This is a genomic window from Microcoleus sp. w2-18bC1 (assembly GCF_036700365.1).
Taxonomy (GTDB): Bacteria; Cyanobacteriota; Cyanobacteriia; order Cyanobacteriales; family Microcoleaceae; genus Microcoleus.
This window is the reverse complement of record NZ_JAUBOS010000005.1, coordinates 38,098-55,455: the sequence shown is the minus strand read 5'-3', so window position 1 is coordinate 55,455 and position 17,358 is coordinate 38,098. Positions and strand designations below refer to the sequence as shown.

The following is a 17,358-nucleotide window of genomic DNA, read 5'->3' as shown; positions in this document are numbered from 1 at the left end:
CTCAAGTGGCTTGGCTCATAATGTGCGATCGCACCCAAATTTTAACAGACAAAAAATGGTGAATAACGGGACTAACCAAACCCCTGAGCAAAATTCGGTTAATTGTGGCAGTATTGATGAATCAGAAAGAGCTTTTGGTGAAACCGAAAGAGCTATTGCTGAATTTCGGGAAAGAGAGGGAAAGAATGTTAAAGCCTTGGGGGAAAAAACCGATGGAGGTAGAAATCCCGATGCTGAGGTAGATGGAAAATTCACTGAATTCAAAAGTCTGGATGCCGGTGCTACAAGCGCGACAGTAAAAAATCAGATCAACAATTCGATTAGACGAGGCGGACAGGCTAGGGATATAATTATAGATGCTAGGGTGTCTGGGTTGATAGAGGCTGAGGCTGAACGAGGTTTGCAGAGGGCGAAAAATATTACACGCGGAAAAATTGATAGCGTCCGAATTATTGGCGATATCTATGACATCAGTTTTACTGAGTTTCAATAAAGGAGGTTTTTATGTCTCGCACAGTAGATATTTTTGTAGACTTTCCACAGGACATCGAACATTTAATCAAAGAATTAGAGTTTATATTGGCTCTTAAATTAGAGCTGGTTTCTGATGGCATTGACCACTGGTATGAGTTTCGTAACTCAACAATCACTCTTACAGTAGGAAAGCATGATTTTGAAAATGATAAAGAGCTCAACTTTGAAGAATACCCTTACAACCTATCAATCAGAGCGCTGAACATCTCGAATGAACTTGATAGAAAAAAGTGGCGATATGAGTTTGCTAGTTATGTTCTCCACAAGTTGAAAACTACCGAAAGGTATCGTTTAATGCTGGTGGATGACTTACAAGTGAAGTTAGAGGAGTTTGCGCCATTGGTGAAGGTTTGATCGAACATCATACAGGCAAGTTCTGAAACCGATTTGTAAAAACGAGGAAATGACTATGGTCACTGCTACTGCTATACAGGATAATTTTACTCTAGAAGAGTTCATCACCGAGCCACCCGACAACATGGAATTCGTAGACGGCCAACTTGTGGAGAAAAAGGGCATGACACTAAAGACGGGTAAAATTCAGTTAAGCCTGGGGGATGCTTGGAAAAATTACAAAGATTCTAGCGGACAAGGTGGAGAAGCTTATGTCGAGGTTCCTTGTCGCACTAACCAACAAATTCGCCGCCCCGATGTCGCTTATCTCACACCCGAATTAGTTGCACAATTTGGCAATCTTGCCACTTTACCCCAAAGTTTCCCCTTAATTGCCGAAATAGTTTCACCCACCGATATCGCTGAAGATGTCTTTCTCAAAGCACAGGAATATTTAGAATCTAGCTGTCAGGAAGTCTGGTTAGTTTTTCCCGAAAGTCGTTTAATATTCGTGATGACTCAAAATCAAATATTGACATTTAGATCCGGCGATACCGCCAGCACTCAACAAATCCTGATCGGTTTTAGCATTGAGGTCGATCGATTGCTAGCTTAAACATCAAACTAAATTGCTACAATATCTTTAAGACTCCCCCAGTCCGCGTAGGCGGACTTCGTTTGTATAGCCCCGAATTCTATTCGGTGGTGTTTAATCTTCGTTTGTAGAGCCTCCGAATTCTATTCGGTGGTGTTTAATCCTTCGTTTGTGTAGCCTCCGAATTCTATTCGGTCGTATTTAATCCAGATTCGATATCCCACCATTATCGGAGCAAACCGCCATGTCAGACGACTTTTCCTTAGACGAGCTTTTAAATAGAAGTTACTACGCCTTCAAAGACGCAGAAAACCAAGTGGGACAGTGCAATGTTTTAGTCATCGGCAAAACCGGCGTCGGCAAAAGTACCCTGATAAATTCCGTTTTTCGCCAACGGTTAGCAGAAACCGGAGTCGGCCGCCCCATAACTCAAGGCATTCGCCAATATACAAAACCCAATTGCCCAATTACAGTCTACGATACTCCCGGACTCGAACTCAACGCCGAACAAATTAAAGTTATTCAATTAAACGTTGCTAAACTGATTGAAGACCAAAGACTCCTGCACCCAAAAGAACACATTCACGTCATCTGGTACTGCATCAATCACAGCGCCAATAGAATAGAATCTGTGGAGGAAAGCTGGCTAAAAGAAATGGAAGTCAAAGATGTACCAGTTCTTTTAGTGCTGACTCAGACGACATCTAAAAAGCCGGGCGAGTTTTTCAAGCAACTGGAACACATGAATTTGCCCGTCAGTCAAATCATCCCTGTGATGGCTGAACCCGAAGAAATAGATGAGGATTATACAGTAAAATCTCACGGTTTAGATAAGTTGGTCGATGCAACTTTTCAACTGCTGCCCGAAGTAGCTAAAAAAGCTTTTGTTAAAGAACAAATTGCCAATATTGCGCTCAAATCCGATATGGCATTTAAGTATCTAAGTGCTTATGTTGCAGGTTCTGCAATTGTCGGCGCGACTCCTGTACCGTTTGCTGATGCGCCGATTTTGATGACGATGCAAACGGCAATGATTGCTAATATTACTGTGATTTTTGGAATGCCCTTTGATAAGGGCTTTATTTCGGCGATGCTGTCTGCTATTAGCGGCGCTGGCGGGGTTACTGCTGTCGGCAGAAGTATTGTTACTAATTTGATTAAAATGATTCCTGGTGCAGGTACAGTTGTCGGCGGTGCTATCTCCGGTGCAACCGCAGCAACTCTCACGCTTGCTCTAGGTTTGGCTTACATTGAAGTGCTTAAAGCTTACATGAAAGCTCAAGTTAATGGCGAACAACTTTCTTTGCAACAGTTAACCAAGATGTTTGTGGAAATGTACAAGGAGTATGCTAGTTCTGGGCGTAAAACTTTGAAGGATGAGCAACCGAATCCACCTAAGCCTCCCAATCAAATTAATATTGAGTAAATTGGGCATGGGGCATGGGGCATAGGGCATAGGGCATAGGTTATTTGTTAGTTCCAATTCCCAATTCCCAATTCCCAATTCCCAATTCCCAATTGATTGCTACAATATCAGTGAATTATGCAAAAAGGAGTAAATAGCTATGGTAATGGCAGCGGTTTTATCAGAAAATGTTTCTCTAGAAGACTTTATGGCTAATCCCCCCGACGATATGGAATGGGTGGACGGGCAAATCGCGGAGAAAAATGGCATGACAGTAAAACACAGTCGAATCCAATCTAGACTAGATCGTTCTTGGGGAAATTACAAAGATTCTAGCGGACAAGGCGGCGAAGTTTATACAGAAGTTCCTTGTCGTACAGACAGGCGAGTGCGCCGTCCTGATGTAGCTTATCTGACTGCTGAACTTGTTGCTCAATATGGCGATGTTCCTACTTTGCCTCAAAGCCCGCCGTTAATTGCTGAAATAGTTTCTCCTACTGATAGTGCGGAAGAGATTTTTCTTAAAGCACAAGAGTATTTAGATTCGGGTTGTCTGGAAGTTTGGATAGTTTTTCCAGAAAGTCGCTGGATCATGATAATGACTCAAACTCAAAAGTTAACTTTTAACCTGGGTTCTACAGTCAGCACTCAGCTAGTGCTGCCGGGTTTTAGTCTTGCGGTTGATGAGTTGTTGGCTTGAAGGCAAAAAATTAATTAGGTATAAGTGCTTTGTGGCACAGTTCGGCCGTGAGGCTTGTAATAATTTGTGAAAAAGTCATTGACAAAATGCCACTCGCTCGCCCAGCCATTTAATAAAAAAAATTATCAATAAAAAATGGAGTTGTAAAATTGCAAAAAAGCACAAACAGCGGTAAAATACTGATTGCTTTGTTTCCACATCTAGCGTAAATTCCAATTGGGGAATTAAAACCAATAATTGATATATGTCTAAGACTTACACTGTTGAATTGATCCACCAAGGCTCTACCTATACCGTAGAAGTACCCGAAGATAAACAAATTCTCCGCGCCGCCAACGCTGCCGGCATTGAGTTGCCGAGTTCTTGCAATGCGGGTGTTTGTACTACTTGCGCTGCTAAAATTATTGAGGGTCAAGTCGATCAAGTTGATGGCATGGGCGTGAGTCCCGAACTTCAGGCAGAAGGTTATGTGTTGCTGTGCGTTGCTTATCCCCGATCGAACTTGAAGATAGAAACCGAAAAAGAAGACATTGTGTACGATCGCCAATTCGGTAAATCCTAGCACTAAGCTAAAATTGACCTAAGTACCGTTAGCGGTAAAACCACTATGGATCGCCCTATGACCACCCATTTCATTTCCGCAGAAGTTGACCTCCACGAGACCGCCGAGCAACTGCACTCGGCTATCGAAATTGAACTGCAAAAGTACGGCGAACCCCTGCGGTGGGCAGTCACAGACGTGGATGTCGATCGGCAAAAGGCTGTGGTAGAAGGCTACGTGCTCGTGGAAGCATCCCCCGCAACATCGTGAACCCCCGCCCTTTGACAGTGGTTTTGATAGTCCCCACAGGCGTTGGAGCATCGATTGGTGGGTTTGCAGGAGATGCGCTGCCGGTGGCTAGGGCGATCGCCCAAATTTCTGATACCCTGATCACTCACCCCAACGTCCTCAACGGCGCTCAACTTTATTGGCCGATACCTAACGCTCTCTACGTTGAAGGTTACGCCCTTGACAAATTTGCTGCCGGATGCTGGGGGCTGCAACCGGTACATCAAAATCGCATCGGCTTAATCCTAGATTCCGCGATTGAACCAGACTTGCAGTTGCGCCACTTGCAAGCCGTTGATGCTGCTAGAGCTACATTGGGCTTGAATATAACTGATTGTGTTTTAACCGATCGCCCTCTGCAAGTAGAATTGCGTATTTCTGAATCAGGGGCATCCTGGGGGACGATCGGCAATCCAGACAGTTTATTGCGCGCTGCAGAAAAATTAATTAAACAAGCAAGAGTAGAGGCGATCGCAGTTGTGGCCAGATTTCCCGACGATGAAGGCAGCCTCGCCCTCGAAAACTACCGCCGCGGCAAAGGAGTTGACCCCCTCGCCGGCGCCGAAGCTGTCATCAGCCACCTCATCGTCAGGACGTTTAAAATCCCCTGCGCCCACGCCCCCGCGCTTTCCCCACTTCCCCTCGATCCGCACCTGTCCCCGCGATCTGCTGCTGAGGAAATCGGCTATACTTTCCTACCTTGCGTGCTTGCCGGCCTGGGCAAAGCTCCCCAATTGGTAGCGCCAGAAAGCCAGCAGCACAATCAATTATCAATTACCGCTGATCGAGTCGATGCGGTAGTGATACCCGCCACAGCCTGCGGCGGCAGTGCTATTCTGAGTTTGAGTGGGCGATCGTCCGTACAAATCATCGCTGTGGGCGACAACAAAACCCAGATGCAGGCGACTTCAGAAAAACTCGGAATCAAAGCTTTGCAGGTAAACTCATATTTAGAGGCGATCGGAGTTTTGGTCGCTTTGCGGGCCGGCATCAGTCCAGCTTCCTTGGGTGCAGAAATCTCCTCCCTGCGTTGTTTGTCTGACTCAACAAAACAAATCTAAAATCTCAAACCTCAAATCTAAAAGTGATTAAGTGGCAGAAAAACTTCCCGGAAATCCTGAAATTGAACCCTTGACGCGCACCCAAGTTTTAATAGCAATGGGCGTGACAGCAATTATGTTGCTGGCTGTTGCTAAATTGTGGTTGCTATTTGGATCGGTATCACTTTTGCCAGTCAAATTGATAGGAATGGACTTGCTCAAAGGATTTGCGATCGGACTGGCAATTACAGGTGGGAGTGCGATCGTTTATCACCTCTGGCCGGGTTATCGCCGGAGTGCAGACGTTTACTTGGAAGTAGTGCTCAAACCTTTGTTTTGGCCAGATTTGATTTGGCTGGGACTCCTGCCCGGACTTAGCGAAGAATTGCTATTTCGAGGCGTGATGCTGTCTGCTTTGGGATTGAATGTTACCGGTATAGTTTTATCGAGTTTTTGTTTCGGCATTCTGCACTTGGGAGGCATGGATCAGTGGCCTTATGCTGTTTGGGCAACTGCTGTCGGATTGCTGTTGGGTTACAGCGTTTTAGCTACTGGGAATTTGTTAGTGCCAATTACGGCTCATATCTGTACGAATTTGATTTCTAGCTGTGTTTGGAAGTGGGAAAATAATGTGGTGAAGCGGTAGGTCGATCGCTATTCCAAAGCGATTGAAATCGCGCCTGCGCGGAATATAGCAATAAATGCCAACGCGCAAGGGGGTTTTTAGATTGAACGAACCGCGAAGACGCTAAGGGCGCGAAGGAAGAGGAAGATTGCACAGAGGTGAAAAGGTTTTAACCGCCGAGTTTTATCTGTGTTAAGGCAGTTTGTAGCTGCTCGATCGCACAATCAACTCACCTTGACTGGGGTTGCGGCTGAAAATAAAAGCTCCTTCTTGAGTTTCGCCGGTTGACAAAAAATCAATTTGTTGATCGCCGGATTCTACAACTTCGCCATTTACGCGCAATTCGGCAATAATTTGCACTGATTCAGCCGTTTCGCCGCCCGTGTTTGTCACTGTAAACGGTACGTAAAATTGCCCTTGATTTTCGCGAATTGGTGTGTTCCGAGTGACAGAAATAACCGGAGGTTCCTGCTTTTTAGTCACCCAGTTGTAGATTACCAGTCCGGTGAGGGTAAAAAGGATCAAGCAGGCGATCGCAAATGTCACCCATTCAGCAGGAGTTCTTTTTTCTTGCTGTTCGTTATTACTTTCACTCATACCGCTAACCTTCCCGCCGCGCCACCAACAGCCGCGGGCAGTCCCAATACTAACGTATAGTTTAACCAAATCGACCACGGGTCGTCAAAACTGAGTTTGTGGAAGAAAAACATCATAAATGCAGAAGCAGCCAGCGACACTAAATAGGCCATGACAGTTTCGCTGAGGGGACGCTGAAAAATCCCTTGCTGCTGCTGTCGTTTTGCTTGATAAGTAAAGCCTGCTACAAATACAATACCGTAGGAAATTAGCAGCGAAGCGGCGATAATTGCTAATTGTCTAGGTGGCGAAATACCTGCTGCTAGCATGGGAATTTCGTCAGTTGGGGCGATGTTGAAAGCAATTATCATCGCGCCGATTAAAGTAGCGCCGATATCTGCTACAGTTGCATTAATGGTAGGTTCCTTTTCGCTGTCTGAGCTTTGATAGCGATCGCCGCTCAAGAAACCGTTTGCCAGGGCTACTCCCAACGCAAACGGCAGACCTTCAAAGATGATTTTCCCCAAAGTTTCTTGCAGCGGAGTCTCCGGCGTAATTTCCCTGAGCAAAAACAGGACAAAAGCCGCGCAGAAAATGCCGATAGCCATCGCTTCTACGGTATCGATTGCAGCCTCTAGCCAGCGGATGTCTTGAGTTTTGCGAAAACCTTCCGTGCGAGTCAACAAGAAAACGACGATAAAAGTAGTTGCGATCGCGATCGACATTTCCGCTGGTGTAGTATGCGAACCGATCCACCAAACCTCCATCGTATAAAGCAGGGGAATCCCGAACAAAAAGCCACCCGATGCACCTCGGATGATGTCGTTTAGTTCATTTGACCACTGATTTTTACGTCTTTTTGATTTCTTCATGTTTGATTGAAAGAAAATGCACCTCAAAAAAGGCAATCTCTAATTTGACATATTTCAAGTGTTATCGTAGATAGCATCTGCACTCAACTTTGTGCATAAGCTATTAAAAATTCCTCTCTAGAAATTCCCGTCTGAGTACAAATTGCTCTCAGTGTCCCTGATTTTATTTGCTCGTGGTTAGGCATTACTAACGGAGTCTACGTGCCATCCTGATTCTATCGCACCATGACAATATGTTCACGTTCTCTAATAATCCGAAAACCCAACAACTGAAATGTTCTGATGACTCGTCTTTTAGAAGCATCGACAGGAAACTTTGACATTAAATAGCCACCTCTGCTTCTACTAAAAAAGTCTCGATCGCGGGTGATTCGTTTTCCATTGTTTCTTTGCCAAATACTTCGATGTAGCAGCGAATAGCTGACTTGACATCAGCTAAGGCTTCTTCATAGGTGTCACCTTCACCAACTACGGCACCTTTGATACCAAGGGGATAGGCTACATAACCATCGGAATGTTTTTCAATGATGATTCTAAATTGTTTCATCTTCGCCTCTTTATTTTTAAACTAACTTAATTCACTACAGCCGCGCGATCGCATAAGCCTTAAAAATAGCATCAACGCTCAAAATAGGTATCTGTTCCGCCATAGATTGTGCAATTATCAACCTGTCAAATGGATCGCGGTGATGCAAAGGCAGTGAAGCTACAACCTAAATATGGTTGAGATTAATCTCTAGTAGCCCAATATTGCTAACACTGAGTTGCTGTCTGACAAACTCCATAAAATGCAGACTAAAGTTTAGCCTGCCTATGCTGTGCTTAATCGCCATTTCCCAGATGCTAGCTATACTGACTAGCTTCTCGTTATTTTCATCCTCAATTAGCAGTTTGACATGGGCGCTAAGTCTAGGGTTGTCTGTCACATACCAAATGAAAGTATGAGTGTCCAACAACAACCTCATTCCATATACTCCTTAAACTCTTCTAGCGGTTCGTCAAAATCATCCGACATCCAAACCATTCCCTTAGCACTCCCAGCTTTGGACGGCCATCGCTTCTTATTAGCTGGCGGTATTCCTACCAATTTTACAACAGGCTGGTTGTCTTGAGTAATCGCCACTTCTTCGCCTCTCATCGCCGCTGCGATTAATTCCAGAAGCTTTTCTTTTGCCTCAACAATGTCTACTTGATACATATTTTTTGCCTGATTACAGTCAATCTACAGCATCACTATTTTAACTCAATTCGATAAATCCTCTTCCTCCAAATCAACAGGCTGAAACTCTAAATCACCAGGCTGCAACTGAGCGGGAGTAGCCGGAATCGCCGCAATAATTGCATCGATTACCCTCGCCACCGGGATAATCTCCATCCCTAACTCTGGCACCGGTTGATTCTTAGGAATAATGGCTCTTTTGAAACCCAATTTCGCCGCCTCCCTCAGCCGCAACTCTAATTGCGAAACCGGCCGCACCTGTCCCCCCAAACCCACTTCCCCAAGCAAAACAGTGCGTGCATCAACCACCCGATCGCGAAAACTGGCCACAACGGCGATAGCAACCGCCAAATCCGCCGCCGGTTCATCCACCTTCAACCCGCCCACCGTCGCCAAAATCACATCTAATTTAGATAAAGGAATCCCCACCCTTTTCTCCAAAACAGCTAAAATTTGCTGCAATCTAGCATTATCCACACCAGTAGTAGTGCGGCGAGGCGAACCAAAACTTGCAGGGCTAACTAACGCCTGAATTTCCACTAAAATCGGTCGAGTTCCTTCACAAGTAACAGTCGTCGAAGTACCGGGAGAAAATTCATCTCTGTTCCCTAAAAACAACTCCGACGGATTATCTACTTCTCGCAAACCGTTGGCTACCATTTCAAAAACACCGATTTCGTGAGTCGCGCCAAAACGGTTTTTCATCGATCGCAAAAGTCGATGAGAAGCAAAGCGATCGCCCTCAAAATACAGTACAGTATCTACCAAATGTTCCAAAACCCTCGGCCCCGCCAAAGCTCCATCTTTCGTAACGTGACCGACAATAAATAAAGTAATATTTTCCCTTTTCGCAACCTGCATCAAAGCAGACGTACATTCCCGCACCTGAGCCACCGAACCCGGAGCGGATGTTAAACTAGCAAAATAAATAGTTTGGATACTGTCAATCACCGCCACATTCGGTTTCAGCGCTTCCAACTCCCGCAAAACAACTTCTAAATCCGTCTCTGGAAGCAAGTAGAAATTCTCCGCTGAATTGTCCTCGGAATCCCTTTTAGCTTCCCCGTTACTGCCAGATTTATGCCCGCCGTTGCTTGACAAATCAACCGGATTAGCGACGCCCAAACGCTGCGATCGCAACTTCACCTGCTGGCCGGACTCCTCCGCACTCACATACAGTATCCGATCCTTGCGGGCCAACATATTCGCCACCTGCAACAGCAGCGTCGATTTGCCGATTCCCGGTTCCCCCCCAATCAACACCAGCGAGCCCGGAACAATCCCCCCTCCCAAAACTCGATCGAGTTCCCCGTAACCAGAAGGCCAGCGAGACTGAGTTTGGTCGGAAATCTGCGATAATCTGAAAGATACCCTTGGTTGACCCTTCGACTTATCAGGGGGCGAACCGCCCACTGTCTTAGTTGTCACCCCAGTTAAACCAGCCCGCGGCACACCAGCAGTAGGTTGCTCTAACTGCTCGTCAAAAGAATCCCACTTCTGACAGCTAGGACATCTGCCAAAATATTGTGGTGAATCATAGCCGCATTCCCGACAAATATATTGTATTCGAGGCTTAGGCATTGTTTTATGATAAATAGTCACCCTTAAAATTTAGAAAAGTCTGAGTTAAAGCAATTATCAAGCTTTCAGACCGATCACCGCCCATGATTCAATTTGTGTCTTCTATGATAGGGTACAAAAAAATAACATTATCTGAAATGTAACTTAAGGAGTGCTCGGTAACTTGGAAAACCATAAAGAAAAAATTCTGGTAGTCGATGACGAAGCCAGTATCCGCCGCATTCTGGAGACTCGCCTTTCCATGATTGGCTACGATGTCGTCACCGCAGCTGACGGCGAAGAAGCTCTCGAAACATTTCGCAACACCGAACCCGACTTAGTGGTTTTGGACGTGATGATGCCGAAGCTAGACGGTTATGGCGTCTGTCAGGAGTTGCGTAAAGAGTCAGACGTACCGATCATCATGCTAACTGCTTTGGGAGACGTAGCCGATCGCATCACCGGTTTAGAATTGGGTGCCGACGATTACGTCGTCAAACCTTTCTCTCCCAAAGAACTCGAAGCCCGCATCCGTTCGGTACTGCGGAGGGTTGACAAAAACGGCGCATCGGGAATTCCTAGTTCCGGAGTCATCCACGTCACCAATATTAGGATTGACACCAACAAGCGCCAAGTTTACAAAGGCGACGAACGAATTCGGCTCACTGGCATGGAATTCAGCCTGTTAGAACTGCTTGTCAGCCGTTCTGGAGAGCCTTTTTCCCGATCAGAAATTTTGCAGGAAGTGTGGGGATACACGCCAGAACGCCACGTAGACACCCGCGTAGTGGACGTTCACATCTCGCGGCTGAGGGCAAAGTTGGAAGACGACCCCAGCAATCCCGAATTAATTCTCACCGCCCGTGGCACCGGTTATCTCTTCCAGCGAATTGTCGAAATTGGAGAAGTAGGATAAAGTCACTTGGCAGTTGGCAGTTGGCAGTTGGCATTAGTTAAATTACCAACTACCAATTACCAATGACCAATGACTAATGACTAATGACTAATGACTAATGACTAATGACTAATGACTAAATCTGATCCCAATAAAGTTTTGCGGCAATTGCCCTTAGTTGCAGGAGGGTTAGCAGGTACGCTGCTAATGGTAAATCGGTTGCTGACAGAGCAAATTACAGATTCTCAAGCTCGATCGGACGCTTTGGGAGTAATTATCAGCGCTTTGCTGATTTTAACAGGTTTGCTGTGGCAGCAGGTGCAAGCGCGATCGCCCGATTCCGTAAAACTTATCGGCGAAGAAGGTTTTGAATTTGCGCCGGATTTGCCGGATGCCGTGAAAATAGAATTAGCCTGGGCGTCGCGTTTGCTGTTGACAAATACCGCCACAAGGTCGATCGTCATTGTGTATCAGGGAAAAGTTTTATTGCGACGCGGTATTTTAGGCATCAATCCCGAAGTCAAACCAGGACCGATTTTGCAGCGAGTTCTCGACAAAAATAAACCAGTTTATTTAGTAAATCTCAATATTTATCCCGGCAAAATTGAATTTGACTATTTGCCAGAAAATACCCAAGGAGTCATCTGTCAACCTATCGGCAGCCAAGGCGTTTTAATCTTAGGTGCTAACGCGCCCCGCAGCTATACAAAACAAGATGAAAACTGGGTTGAAGGCATTGCCGACAAACTAGAAAATACCATCAATCGATTTTAGATTTTAGATTTTAGATTTTAGATTGTGGATTGTGGATTGTGGATTTTAGATTTTAGATTTTAGATTGTGGATTGTGGATTTTAGATTTTAGATTTTAGATTGTGGATTTTAGATTGTGGATTTTAGATTTTAGATTGTGGATTTTAGATTGTGGATTTTAGATTTTAGATTTTAGATTGTGGATTGTGGATTTTAGATTGTGGATTTTAGATTGTGAATTTTAGATTTTAAATTGTGGATTTCACAATGCCAGACCGCGTCTTGGTGCGCTCCTCTTCGAGGACTGCGCTAACGACGGATTTGCATCATTCTCGGTGTTTGCTATCGGCAATAAACAAGATTTATTACCGATATCTTTTGAAAAGAAGAAGAGCCAGCGCTGCACCCAACGAAATTTCCAGGGTTTGAGGGTCTTCTTAACCACCAAGACGCGGGCGGCGTGTACAGGGCGCACCTTAATCCTCAACAAGACTTTCCGGGTGCACCTAGCGCACCTTACTAGCTCACAAATCGCAACTCAAAACTCAAAACTACTACCGAGCCCAGTCAGTACCGCGCCACAGCGTAAAAAACAAAACACTAGAAATTAGCGCGCCCAGTAGCCACTTAATAGCATTTTTAAATAACCCCAAGCGCTGACTAGACTGAACCGCAGCACTTTGCGTCTGTAACCTTTCCTTAGCCGGGGTAATTCTCGAAAGAATTTGCTCTTTCAATTGCTGTGGGTTTTGCGTATCCGCTGGTACTCCCAAACGGGTAAGTTCCCCGGCCAAATTCCTTAAATCTTCAGGACTACCCTTATTCAGCCGTTCTTCCACCTGCTGCAACTGAGCTAATTGTTGGTTTGCTTGAGTAGTAATTTGCTGGTTGTTTTGGTTGTTGACGTAGATAGTGCCAAAAATTCCCAAAGGCAGCATCAACAGAAAAAGCAGACCTAGCAGCAGACACACCCAAGACAAAACCTTCAAAAAAACGTCTTCCAAGGCTCTGCGATCGTATCCTTCGCCAAAAAATATCAGCGCCATTGCCAGTAGAGGAACTGGCACTCGTTCCACTACAGCCCCAATCGTCTGCAATTCCCAGAGGCGATTACCAAAATTTGCTGGTATAAGAACTGCAATTGTATCTAATACAGACAAAATTAATAGACCGTAGCCAATCCAACGCAGTCTGTAGATAGAAAAACCTTGTTCGCCTTGTAAGTCATTCATAAAATAATCAGAGTTGTTGTTAAGAAAAATCTCTCTTGACCCCGCTCAAGAACGGATACAAGCTCCCGACAACAGTCGTGGAGAGTCAAAAATTTTAGACTCTTGTTCAAGCTTCCAGATTCACCTGTGGAGTAAAGCTAAAAGCTAAAAGCTAAAAGCTAAAATCTACTGAATCGAGTCAAGGATCGGGGAATCGCGGTTGCCACCACTCATACCAAGAAACCCAAGCATTCTCTAGAATTTTTTTGGCATCTTCTGGAGTTGTTTTATCCAAAGGCACAGACATCTGAGTCCACAAACAGCGCCGGTCTTGAATATTTCCCCTACCTAACAACCAAAACAGAATACGGTTTGGCTGCCAATCGCGAGTATTTCGATTATATCTAAACTGTTGGGAAGTTACTGTAGCACTGCCATTAGGATTGATACACGAACTCAAATACAGTCGATTTTGCTGTTGCAAAATTCCGTGAAACCCCGCGCCTTGAGTGTTTGCCAATGCTAGTTTAACAGGATACGACTTGAGAATAGTATGTCCTTTCATCATACCTTCCACATCCCCAATGGTGTTTACCGCATAGCGCATCTCTATTTCTAGATCCATGCTATTTTTTTGATATTCATATTTCCTGGCAGCTTTGAATTCTGAATTTTCCTTAATTTCCAGAAGCGCGCTCTTGTTTAGTTTCCAATCGGCTAGAGGCACCGACTCGGGAAACTCAAACGGGGTTGCCACATTCTTGCCATCCGATGGATAGAAAACCAATTTTCCGGCAACCAACAAAACGCCTCCCAAAGTAACAGCCAACAGGGAAAGCCTAAGTGGTTTCCAAGAGGTAATAGCCATTAGCAATTCTGTCCTTCCTGATTTGGGGGTTGGTCTTTCAAAATTGCGAACCAGCAGAATAACCCGAAAATAAATACAGCAATCATCGAAAATATTACCGAACCATTTCCTTCGTGCCAGTATTTAAATGCTTCTGGTTTAGATAGCGATACCAGCACTGCCAGGAGACCAACTCGCGCGGCATTAACTAGAAATGCAGTAATTATGGCTACGAATGGCAATACAATTTTCTGACCCGTAGTGGTAGGAAACATCAGTAAGAAAACCAGAGCTAGTCCTAACAATTGTAGCATCGCATTTACGCCGGAACAGCCGTGATACACTTCCACGCTGCCCTTTTCCAGGATGAGAAAAACCCCTTTCCGCACCACTTCAAATCCTATATAGTGCAGGAGGAAAGCTGAAAATTTTGCTGTTAATAGGGCGACATCAACGAAGACTCCGATTAATCCGGGAGGAATAGCTGTATAGCCAAGAATTAGAAGTTCCTGCCAATATTGTTTCAGTCCTTTTGTGCCGGAAGCGAGCAATGCAAGACTGATTCCTGACAAAAAAGGCGTTGCTCGGATGAAAAAGTCGTATCCAGATATCGACGAGCTTTTTAGCAAAATTAAAGCAATTAACGATGACCCAAAGACGCTGGCGAAAATTCCGCTTTCAAAAGTTAAGGATTCGTGCCTTTCCCAAATTAAAAATGCTACGACTCCCCAAAAAAGTAACATTGTACCGAACAGGTCAGTGTCGTTTGTTCTGGAAGTCAGAGTTAGGTGTATGGCAATCAAACCGGAGGCGATGCCTAACAGCCAGTATTTAGGTTCTTGGATGTGCTTGAGCGAGTTTATTTCGGTCATTGCTGCTTTTTGTTTTTCCTAAAAGCTTCTAAAAGGCTTAAGCTTGTAACTCTATTAAAATTATCAGCTACAAACACTTAAATTTATGCGTTTGGGATGATTTTTCACTAAATCTTCACAAAGATTGACAAGAGCAAATATGTGTGATATCTACCTTCACCTAATTCAATCTGAAGTTAGGAGCAAAGACAAAAGAAAACTGATTTTTTAACTCGGATCGATCGCACTTAACGAAAGATTTTCCTCCGTCAAACCCGGTTTCTGCGCCAAAAGTTAAAATGTAAAGCTTGAAGGCAAGACAGAAACCTTTCTGGACGCACTCTTGAGCTGAAAAACCAGTTTTTTAGTGGTTCTGGTTCGTGGTAGCCCGTGCGTCCATGAGTAGATTAGTTAGAGTAGACTTTCCGGTAGTAAGTTTGATATTCCTCCGAAAGCAGGGGTTCCCACCACTCCCGATGGGCTAAGTACCATTCTACAGTCTGTCGCAAACCTTCTTCAACTGTTACTGAGGGAGTCCAACCTAACTCGGTTTTAATTTTGGTGGCATCGATAGCATAACGCCGATCATGCCCGGCTCTGTCTTTGACAAATGTGATCAATTGTTCGCAAGGACGGGCGGGTAAATCAGAAGCTAATTCGTCCATTAGCTGACACAGCATTCTGACTAAATCGAGATTTTTGACCTCGTTGTTGCCACCAACATTGTAGGTTTCCCCAGGCTGACCACGGTGAATAACGGCATCTAAAGCGCGGCAGTGGTCGAGAACGTAGAGCCAATCTCGCACGTTTTGACCGTCGCCGTATACTGGCAGCGGTTTGCCCAATAACATATTGATGCACATTAATGGAATGAGCTTTTCTGGGAAGTGATAGGGGCCGTAATTGTTGGAACAGTTGGTGATAATTGTCGGGACGCCGTAGGTGTGGAAATAGGCGCGGGCGAGGTGGTCGCTGCCAGCTTTGGAGGCTGAGTAGGGACTGTTGGGCGAGTAGGCGGTTGTTTCTGTGAAGGCTGGGTCATCGGGGCTGAGACTGCCGTAAACTTCGTCGGTAGAAACGTGGAGGAAGCGCATTTGTGCTTTGAGAGATGCCTCATCAATTGCTTCAAAATGCTTGCGGAAGGCTTCTAACAGTGTGAAGGTTCCGACAACGTTGGTTTGAACAAAGGCGGCAGGCCCGATAATTGACCTGTCAACGTGGGATTCTGCAGCAAAGTGGGCGACTGTGGTGATGTTTTCTTCTTTGAGCAAGGTATCGACTAAGGTTCGATCGCAAATATCCCCCTGCACAAACCGAAAATTTTCGCCTCCTTCCAAAGTTGTCAGGGTTTGTCTGTTTCCGGCGTAGGTTAAAGCGTCGAGTACGACTACTCGATCGCCCGGATAGCTGCTGCACCAGTGATGCACAAAATTCGAGCCGATAAATCCAGCCCCGCCCGTCACCAACAATCGGCGAGGAGCTCGCTCAATGCCTTGAGTCGCGTTGTCTGTCATAAAAATAAGAGTTATTCCAATAACTAAGCCTTTACAAAAGTAGCCTTAAAAGTAGTTTGTCACCAACTGTTTGCCACTCTGTAATTAAAATTTCTACTGTCTCACCTCAGATTTTGTAATTTGGGCGCGATCGAAGTATTGGTTCACAAAACTTGAACTTCTACCGAGCTGTTAGTCCAAATGCTTACAGAATAAGCATTTCAGATGTGTAATCTGGCAATTTTAAATTTGAATTGTGTGAGGCTATAGCTGACTTTTGCGATCGATCCTCGATATGGGCGGCGCGCAGAGTTGATACATTTGTAAAGAGCTGTTACCATTAATTTTTTAATTATCCTTTACAATCTGCACAGCACCATGAAGAAGTTTCAAGTGTTAGCTGGCATTGCTTCCGTCGTCGCGATCGCAAGCAGCATCGCCATAGGTGACGCCGCATCTGCTTTCCCCTGTTCCTACAGCAAATCAGGGGCAGCTAAATCTGGTTCTGCGACAACGATCCTAGGTTCTGGCGGCTCGGAGCGCATGAATCCGTGGAAATCATACAAAACAGCAGCTCTCGGTTTCCTAGGTTTGGCTGGAGTTTTGGGTGGCGGAGCGGCCTACATGAGCTACCGTGCCGGCAAGCGCGCCTCTGCTGCTTGCGCTGCGATGACCGATAATTTTGAAGTTTTTGAAGAGTCGGCTCCGATCGCAGATGCAGGTGTTTCTGGACACATGGAAGTTCCTGCCTTGCTCGATTTGACGGCGGCGGGTGCTGTAGCTGAGTCAGCAGATGCGGTTGCAGTCGTTCGCGAACACCCAGAAGCTCCAGGCGGCGAGCTGGATTTGCCAGTTTCGCCAGGTGCTGAGTTGAGTTCTGAAATTGCGATCGAACAAGTCCAAAGCGCGATCGTCAAATAGTTATCTCAAACCAAAGTATTCGCTTAGCGCACCTCCAATCTTCTAAGATTGGAGGTTTTTTGAGTGGAAATTATCTAGCCTACAATTTCTTGTCCGGGC

Annotated in this window: 22 protein-coding genes; 12 read left to right on the top strand and 10 right to left on the bottom strand. The window is 45.3% G+C overall.

The window, feature by feature from the left end:
* Window positions 1-10: 10 nt before the first annotated feature.
* The 9 genes from QT979_RS05165 (at window position 11) to QT979_RS05125 (ending at window position 6,082) form a co-directional block, all read left to right on the top strand.
* Window positions 11-493 carry a CdiA C-terminal domain-containing protein gene (locus QT979_RS05165; protein ID WP_333308483.1) on the top strand — a complete coding sequence of 161 codons (483 nt, stop codon included), beginning with the start codon at window positions 11-13 and terminating at the stop codon, window positions 491-493.
* A gap of 11 nt (window positions 494-504) precedes the next feature.
* Window positions 505-888 (top strand): hypothetical protein, encoded by a 384-nt coding sequence (locus QT979_RS05160; RefSeq protein ID WP_333308481.1) that lies wholly within the window; start codon window positions 505-507, stop codon window positions 886-888.
* A 55-nt stretch (window positions 889-943) separates the two neighbouring features.
* Entirely contained in the window at window positions 944-1,483 is a 540-nt protein-coding gene (locus QT979_RS05155; protein WP_333308604.1) for a Uma2 family endonuclease, read from the top strand.
* 223 nt (window positions 1,484-1,706) lie between these two features.
* Complete coding sequence (locus QT979_RS05150) at window positions 1,707-2,888, top strand: GTPase (protein WP_333308479.1); 1,182 nt, start codon at window positions 1,707-1,709, stop codon at window positions 2,886-2,888.
* 139 nt (window positions 2,889-3,027) lie between these two features.
* The gene (locus tag QT979_RS05145) at window positions 3,028-3,567 is read left to right on the top strand and encodes a Uma2 family endonuclease (protein WP_333308477.1); all 540 of its coding nucleotides are present in this window, start codon (window positions 3,028-3,030) and stop codon (window positions 3,565-3,567) included.
* A 244-nt stretch (window positions 3,568-3,811) separates the two neighbouring features.
* Window positions 3,812-4,129 (top strand): 2Fe-2S iron-sulfur cluster-binding protein, encoded by a 318-nt coding sequence (locus QT979_RS05140; protein WP_333054544.1) that lies wholly within the window; start codon window positions 3,812-3,814, stop codon window positions 4,127-4,129.
* Window positions 4,130-4,186: 57 nt separating this feature from the next.
* A complete protein-coding gene (locus tag QT979_RS05135) occupies window positions 4,187-4,378 on the top strand; it encodes a hypothetical protein (RefSeq protein WP_190738159.1) in 192 nt (63 codons plus the stop codon).
* Window positions 4,375-5,457 carry a DUF3326 domain-containing protein gene (locus QT979_RS05130; protein ID WP_333308475.1) on the top strand — a complete coding sequence of 361 codons (1,083 nt, stop codon included), beginning with the start codon at window positions 4,375-4,377 and terminating at the stop codon, window positions 5,455-5,457. Before QT979_RS05135 ends, QT979_RS05130 begins: the two co-directional genes overlap by 4 nt.
* Before the next feature lie 31 nt (window positions 5,458-5,488).
* Window positions 5,489-6,082 carry a CPBP family intramembrane glutamic endopeptidase gene (locus QT979_RS05125; RefSeq protein ID WP_333216953.1) on the top strand — a complete coding sequence of 198 codons (594 nt, stop codon included), beginning with the start codon at window positions 5,489-5,491 and terminating at the stop codon, window positions 6,080-6,082.
* Between the two features lie 171 nt (window positions 6,083-6,253).
* Here QT979_RS05125 and QT979_RS05120 read toward each other — a convergent pair whose 3' ends face one another.
* The 6 genes from QT979_RS05120 to radA form a co-directional block, all read right to left on the bottom strand.
* Complete coding sequence (locus tag QT979_RS05120; RefSeq protein WP_333216951.1) at window positions 6,254-6,658, bottom strand: TIGR02588 family protein; 405 nt, start codon at window positions 6,656-6,658, stop codon at window positions 6,254-6,256.
* Window positions 6,655-7,509 (bottom strand): TIGR02587 family membrane protein, encoded by an 855-nt coding sequence (locus tag QT979_RS05115; protein WP_333216949.1) that lies wholly within the window; start codon window positions 7,507-7,509, stop codon window positions 6,655-6,657. The genes QT979_RS05120 and QT979_RS05115 overlap by 4 nt, the downstream gene beginning before the upstream one ends.
* Window positions 7,510-7,831: 322 nt before the next feature.
* Window positions 7,832-8,056: a type II toxin-antitoxin system HicB family antitoxin gene (locus QT979_RS05110; protein WP_333177424.1), complete on the bottom strand. Its 225-nt coding sequence runs from the start codon at window positions 8,054-8,056 to the stop codon at window positions 7,832-7,834.
* Between the two features lie 166 nt (window positions 8,057-8,222).
* Entirely contained in the window at window positions 8,223-8,474 is a 252-nt protein-coding gene (locus QT979_RS05105; protein ID WP_333308473.1) for a type II toxin-antitoxin system VapC family toxin, read from the bottom strand.
* Entirely contained in the window at window positions 8,471-8,707 is a 237-nt protein-coding gene (locus QT979_RS05100) for a type II toxin-antitoxin system prevent-host-death family antitoxin (RefSeq protein WP_333217005.1), read from the bottom strand. The genes QT979_RS05105 and QT979_RS05100 overlap by 4 nt, the downstream gene beginning before the upstream one ends.
* 45 nt (window positions 8,708-8,752) lie before the next feature.
* On the bottom strand, window positions 8,753-10,309 hold the full coding sequence (radA, locus tag QT979_RS05095) for a DNA repair protein RadA (RefSeq protein ID WP_333217003.1): 1,557 nt from the start codon (window positions 10,307-10,309) through the stop codon (window positions 8,753-8,755).
* Between the two features lie 163 nt (window positions 10,310-10,472).
* Between radA and rpaB the strand changes: the two genes are divergently transcribed.
* Window positions 10,473-11,204, top strand: a complete 732-nt coding sequence (rpaB, locus tag QT979_RS05090; RefSeq protein ID WP_071587789.1) for a response regulator transcription factor RpaB — start codon at window positions 10,473-10,475, stop codon at window positions 11,202-11,204.
* 111 nt (window positions 11,205-11,315) lie between these two features.
* Entirely contained in the window at window positions 11,316-11,957 is a 642-nt protein-coding gene (locus tag QT979_RS05085) for a cofactor assembly of complex C subunit B (protein WP_333217002.1), read from the top strand.
* Between the two features lie 533 nt (window positions 11,958-12,490).
* On the opposite strand, the gene hpsJ-A is transcribed toward QT979_RS05085, so the two are convergent.
* From hpsJ-A to rfbB, 4 genes are all read right to left on the bottom strand, one after another.
* The gene (gene hpsJ-A, locus QT979_RS05080) at window positions 12,491-13,168 is read right to left on the bottom strand and encodes an HpsJ-like protein, cyanoexosortase A-associated (protein ID WP_333216922.1); all 678 of its coding nucleotides are present in this window, start codon (window positions 13,166-13,168) and stop codon (window positions 12,491-12,493) included.
* A gap of 178 nt (window positions 13,169-13,346) precedes the next feature.
* Entirely contained in the window at window positions 13,347-14,015 is a 669-nt protein-coding gene (locus QT979_RS05075; protein WP_333216920.1) for a cyanoexosortase A system-associated protein, read from the bottom strand.
* The gene (crtA, locus tag QT979_RS05070; RefSeq protein ID WP_333216918.1) at window positions 14,015-14,866 is read right to left on the bottom strand and encodes a cyanoexosortase A; all 852 of its coding nucleotides are present in this window, start codon (window positions 14,864-14,866) and stop codon (window positions 14,015-14,017) included. Before crtA ends, QT979_RS05075 begins: the two co-directional genes overlap by 1 nt.
* 386 nt (window positions 14,867-15,252) lie before the next feature.
* Window positions 15,253-16,359: a dTDP-glucose 4,6-dehydratase gene (rfbB, locus tag QT979_RS05065; RefSeq protein WP_333233059.1), complete on the bottom strand. Its 1,107-nt coding sequence runs from the start codon at window positions 16,357-16,359 to the stop codon at window positions 15,253-15,255.
* A 357-nt stretch (window positions 16,360-16,716) separates the two neighbouring features.
* On the opposite strand from rfbB, the gene QT979_RS05060 reads away from it, so the two are divergent.
* Entirely contained in the window at window positions 16,717-17,259 is a 543-nt protein-coding gene (locus QT979_RS05060) for a hypothetical protein (protein ID WP_333216914.1), read from the top strand.
* Window positions 17,260-17,358 lie beyond the last annotated feature (99 nt).

Excerpts from the sequence above, each read along its gene's own strand:
- QT979_RS05160 (WP_333308481.1), top strand. The coding sequence starts at position 505 with ATGTCTCGCACAGTAGATATTTTTGTAGACTTTCCACAGGACATCGAA.
- QT979_RS05155 (WP_333308604.1), top strand. The coding sequence starts at position 944 with ATGGTCACTGCTACTGCTATACAGGATAATTTTACTCTAGAAGAGTTC.
- QT979_RS05150 (WP_333308479.1), top strand. The coding sequence starts at position 1,707 with ATGTCAGACGACTTTTCCTTAGACGAGCTTTTAAATAGAAGTTACTAC.
- QT979_RS05145 (WP_333308477.1), top strand. The coding sequence starts at position 3,028 with ATGGTAATGGCAGCGGTTTTATCAGAAAATGTTTCTCTAGAAGACTTT.
- QT979_RS05140 (WP_333054544.1), top strand. The coding sequence starts at position 3,812 with ATGTCTAAGACTTACACTGTTGAATTGATCCACCAAGGCTCTACCTAT.
- QT979_RS05135 (WP_190738159.1), top strand. The coding sequence starts at position 4,187 with ATGACCACCCATTTCATTTCCGCAGAAGTTGACCTCCACGAGACCGCC.
- QT979_RS05120 (WP_333216951.1), bottom strand. The coding sequence starts at position 6,658 with ATGAGTGAAAGTAATAACGAACAGCAAGAAAAAAGAACTCCTGCTGAA.
- QT979_RS05115 (WP_333216949.1), bottom strand. The coding sequence starts at position 7,509 with ATGAAGAAATCAAAAAGACGTAAAAATCAGTGGTCAAATGAACTAAAC.
- QT979_RS05110 (WP_333177424.1), bottom strand. The coding sequence starts at position 8,056 with ATGAAACAATTTAGAATCATCATTGAAAAACATTCCGATGGTTATGTA.
- QT979_RS05105 (WP_333308473.1), bottom strand. The coding sequence starts at position 8,474 with ATGAGGTTGTTGTTGGACACTCATACTTTCATTTGGTATGTGACAGAC.
- QT979_RS05100 (WP_333217005.1), bottom strand. The coding sequence starts at position 8,707 with ATGTATCAAGTAGACATTGTTGAGGCAAAAGAAAAGCTTCTGGAATTA.
- radA (WP_333217003.1), bottom strand. The coding sequence starts at position 10,309 with ATGCCTAAGCCTCGAATACAATATATTTGTCGGGAATGCGGCTATGAT.
- QT979_RS05085 (WP_333217002.1), top strand. The coding sequence starts at position 11,316 with ATGACTAAATCTGATCCCAATAAAGTTTTGCGGCAATTGCCCTTAGTT.
- hpsJ-A (WP_333216922.1), bottom strand. The coding sequence starts at position 13,168 with ATGAATGACTTACAAGGCGAACAAGGTTTTTCTATCTACAGACTGCGT.
- QT979_RS05075 (WP_333216920.1), bottom strand. The coding sequence starts at position 14,015 with ATGGCTATTACCTCTTGGAAACCACTTAGGCTTTCCCTGTTGGCTGTT.
- crtA (WP_333216918.1), bottom strand. The coding sequence starts at position 14,866 with ATGACCGAAATAAACTCGCTCAAGCACATCCAAGAACCTAAATACTGG.
- rfbB (WP_333233059.1), bottom strand. The coding sequence starts at position 16,359 with ATGACAGACAACGCGACTCAAGGCATTGAGCGAGCTCCTCGCCGATTG.
- QT979_RS05060 (WP_333216914.1), top strand. The coding sequence starts at position 16,717 with ATGAAGAAGTTTCAAGTGTTAGCTGGCATTGCTTCCGTCGTCGCGATC.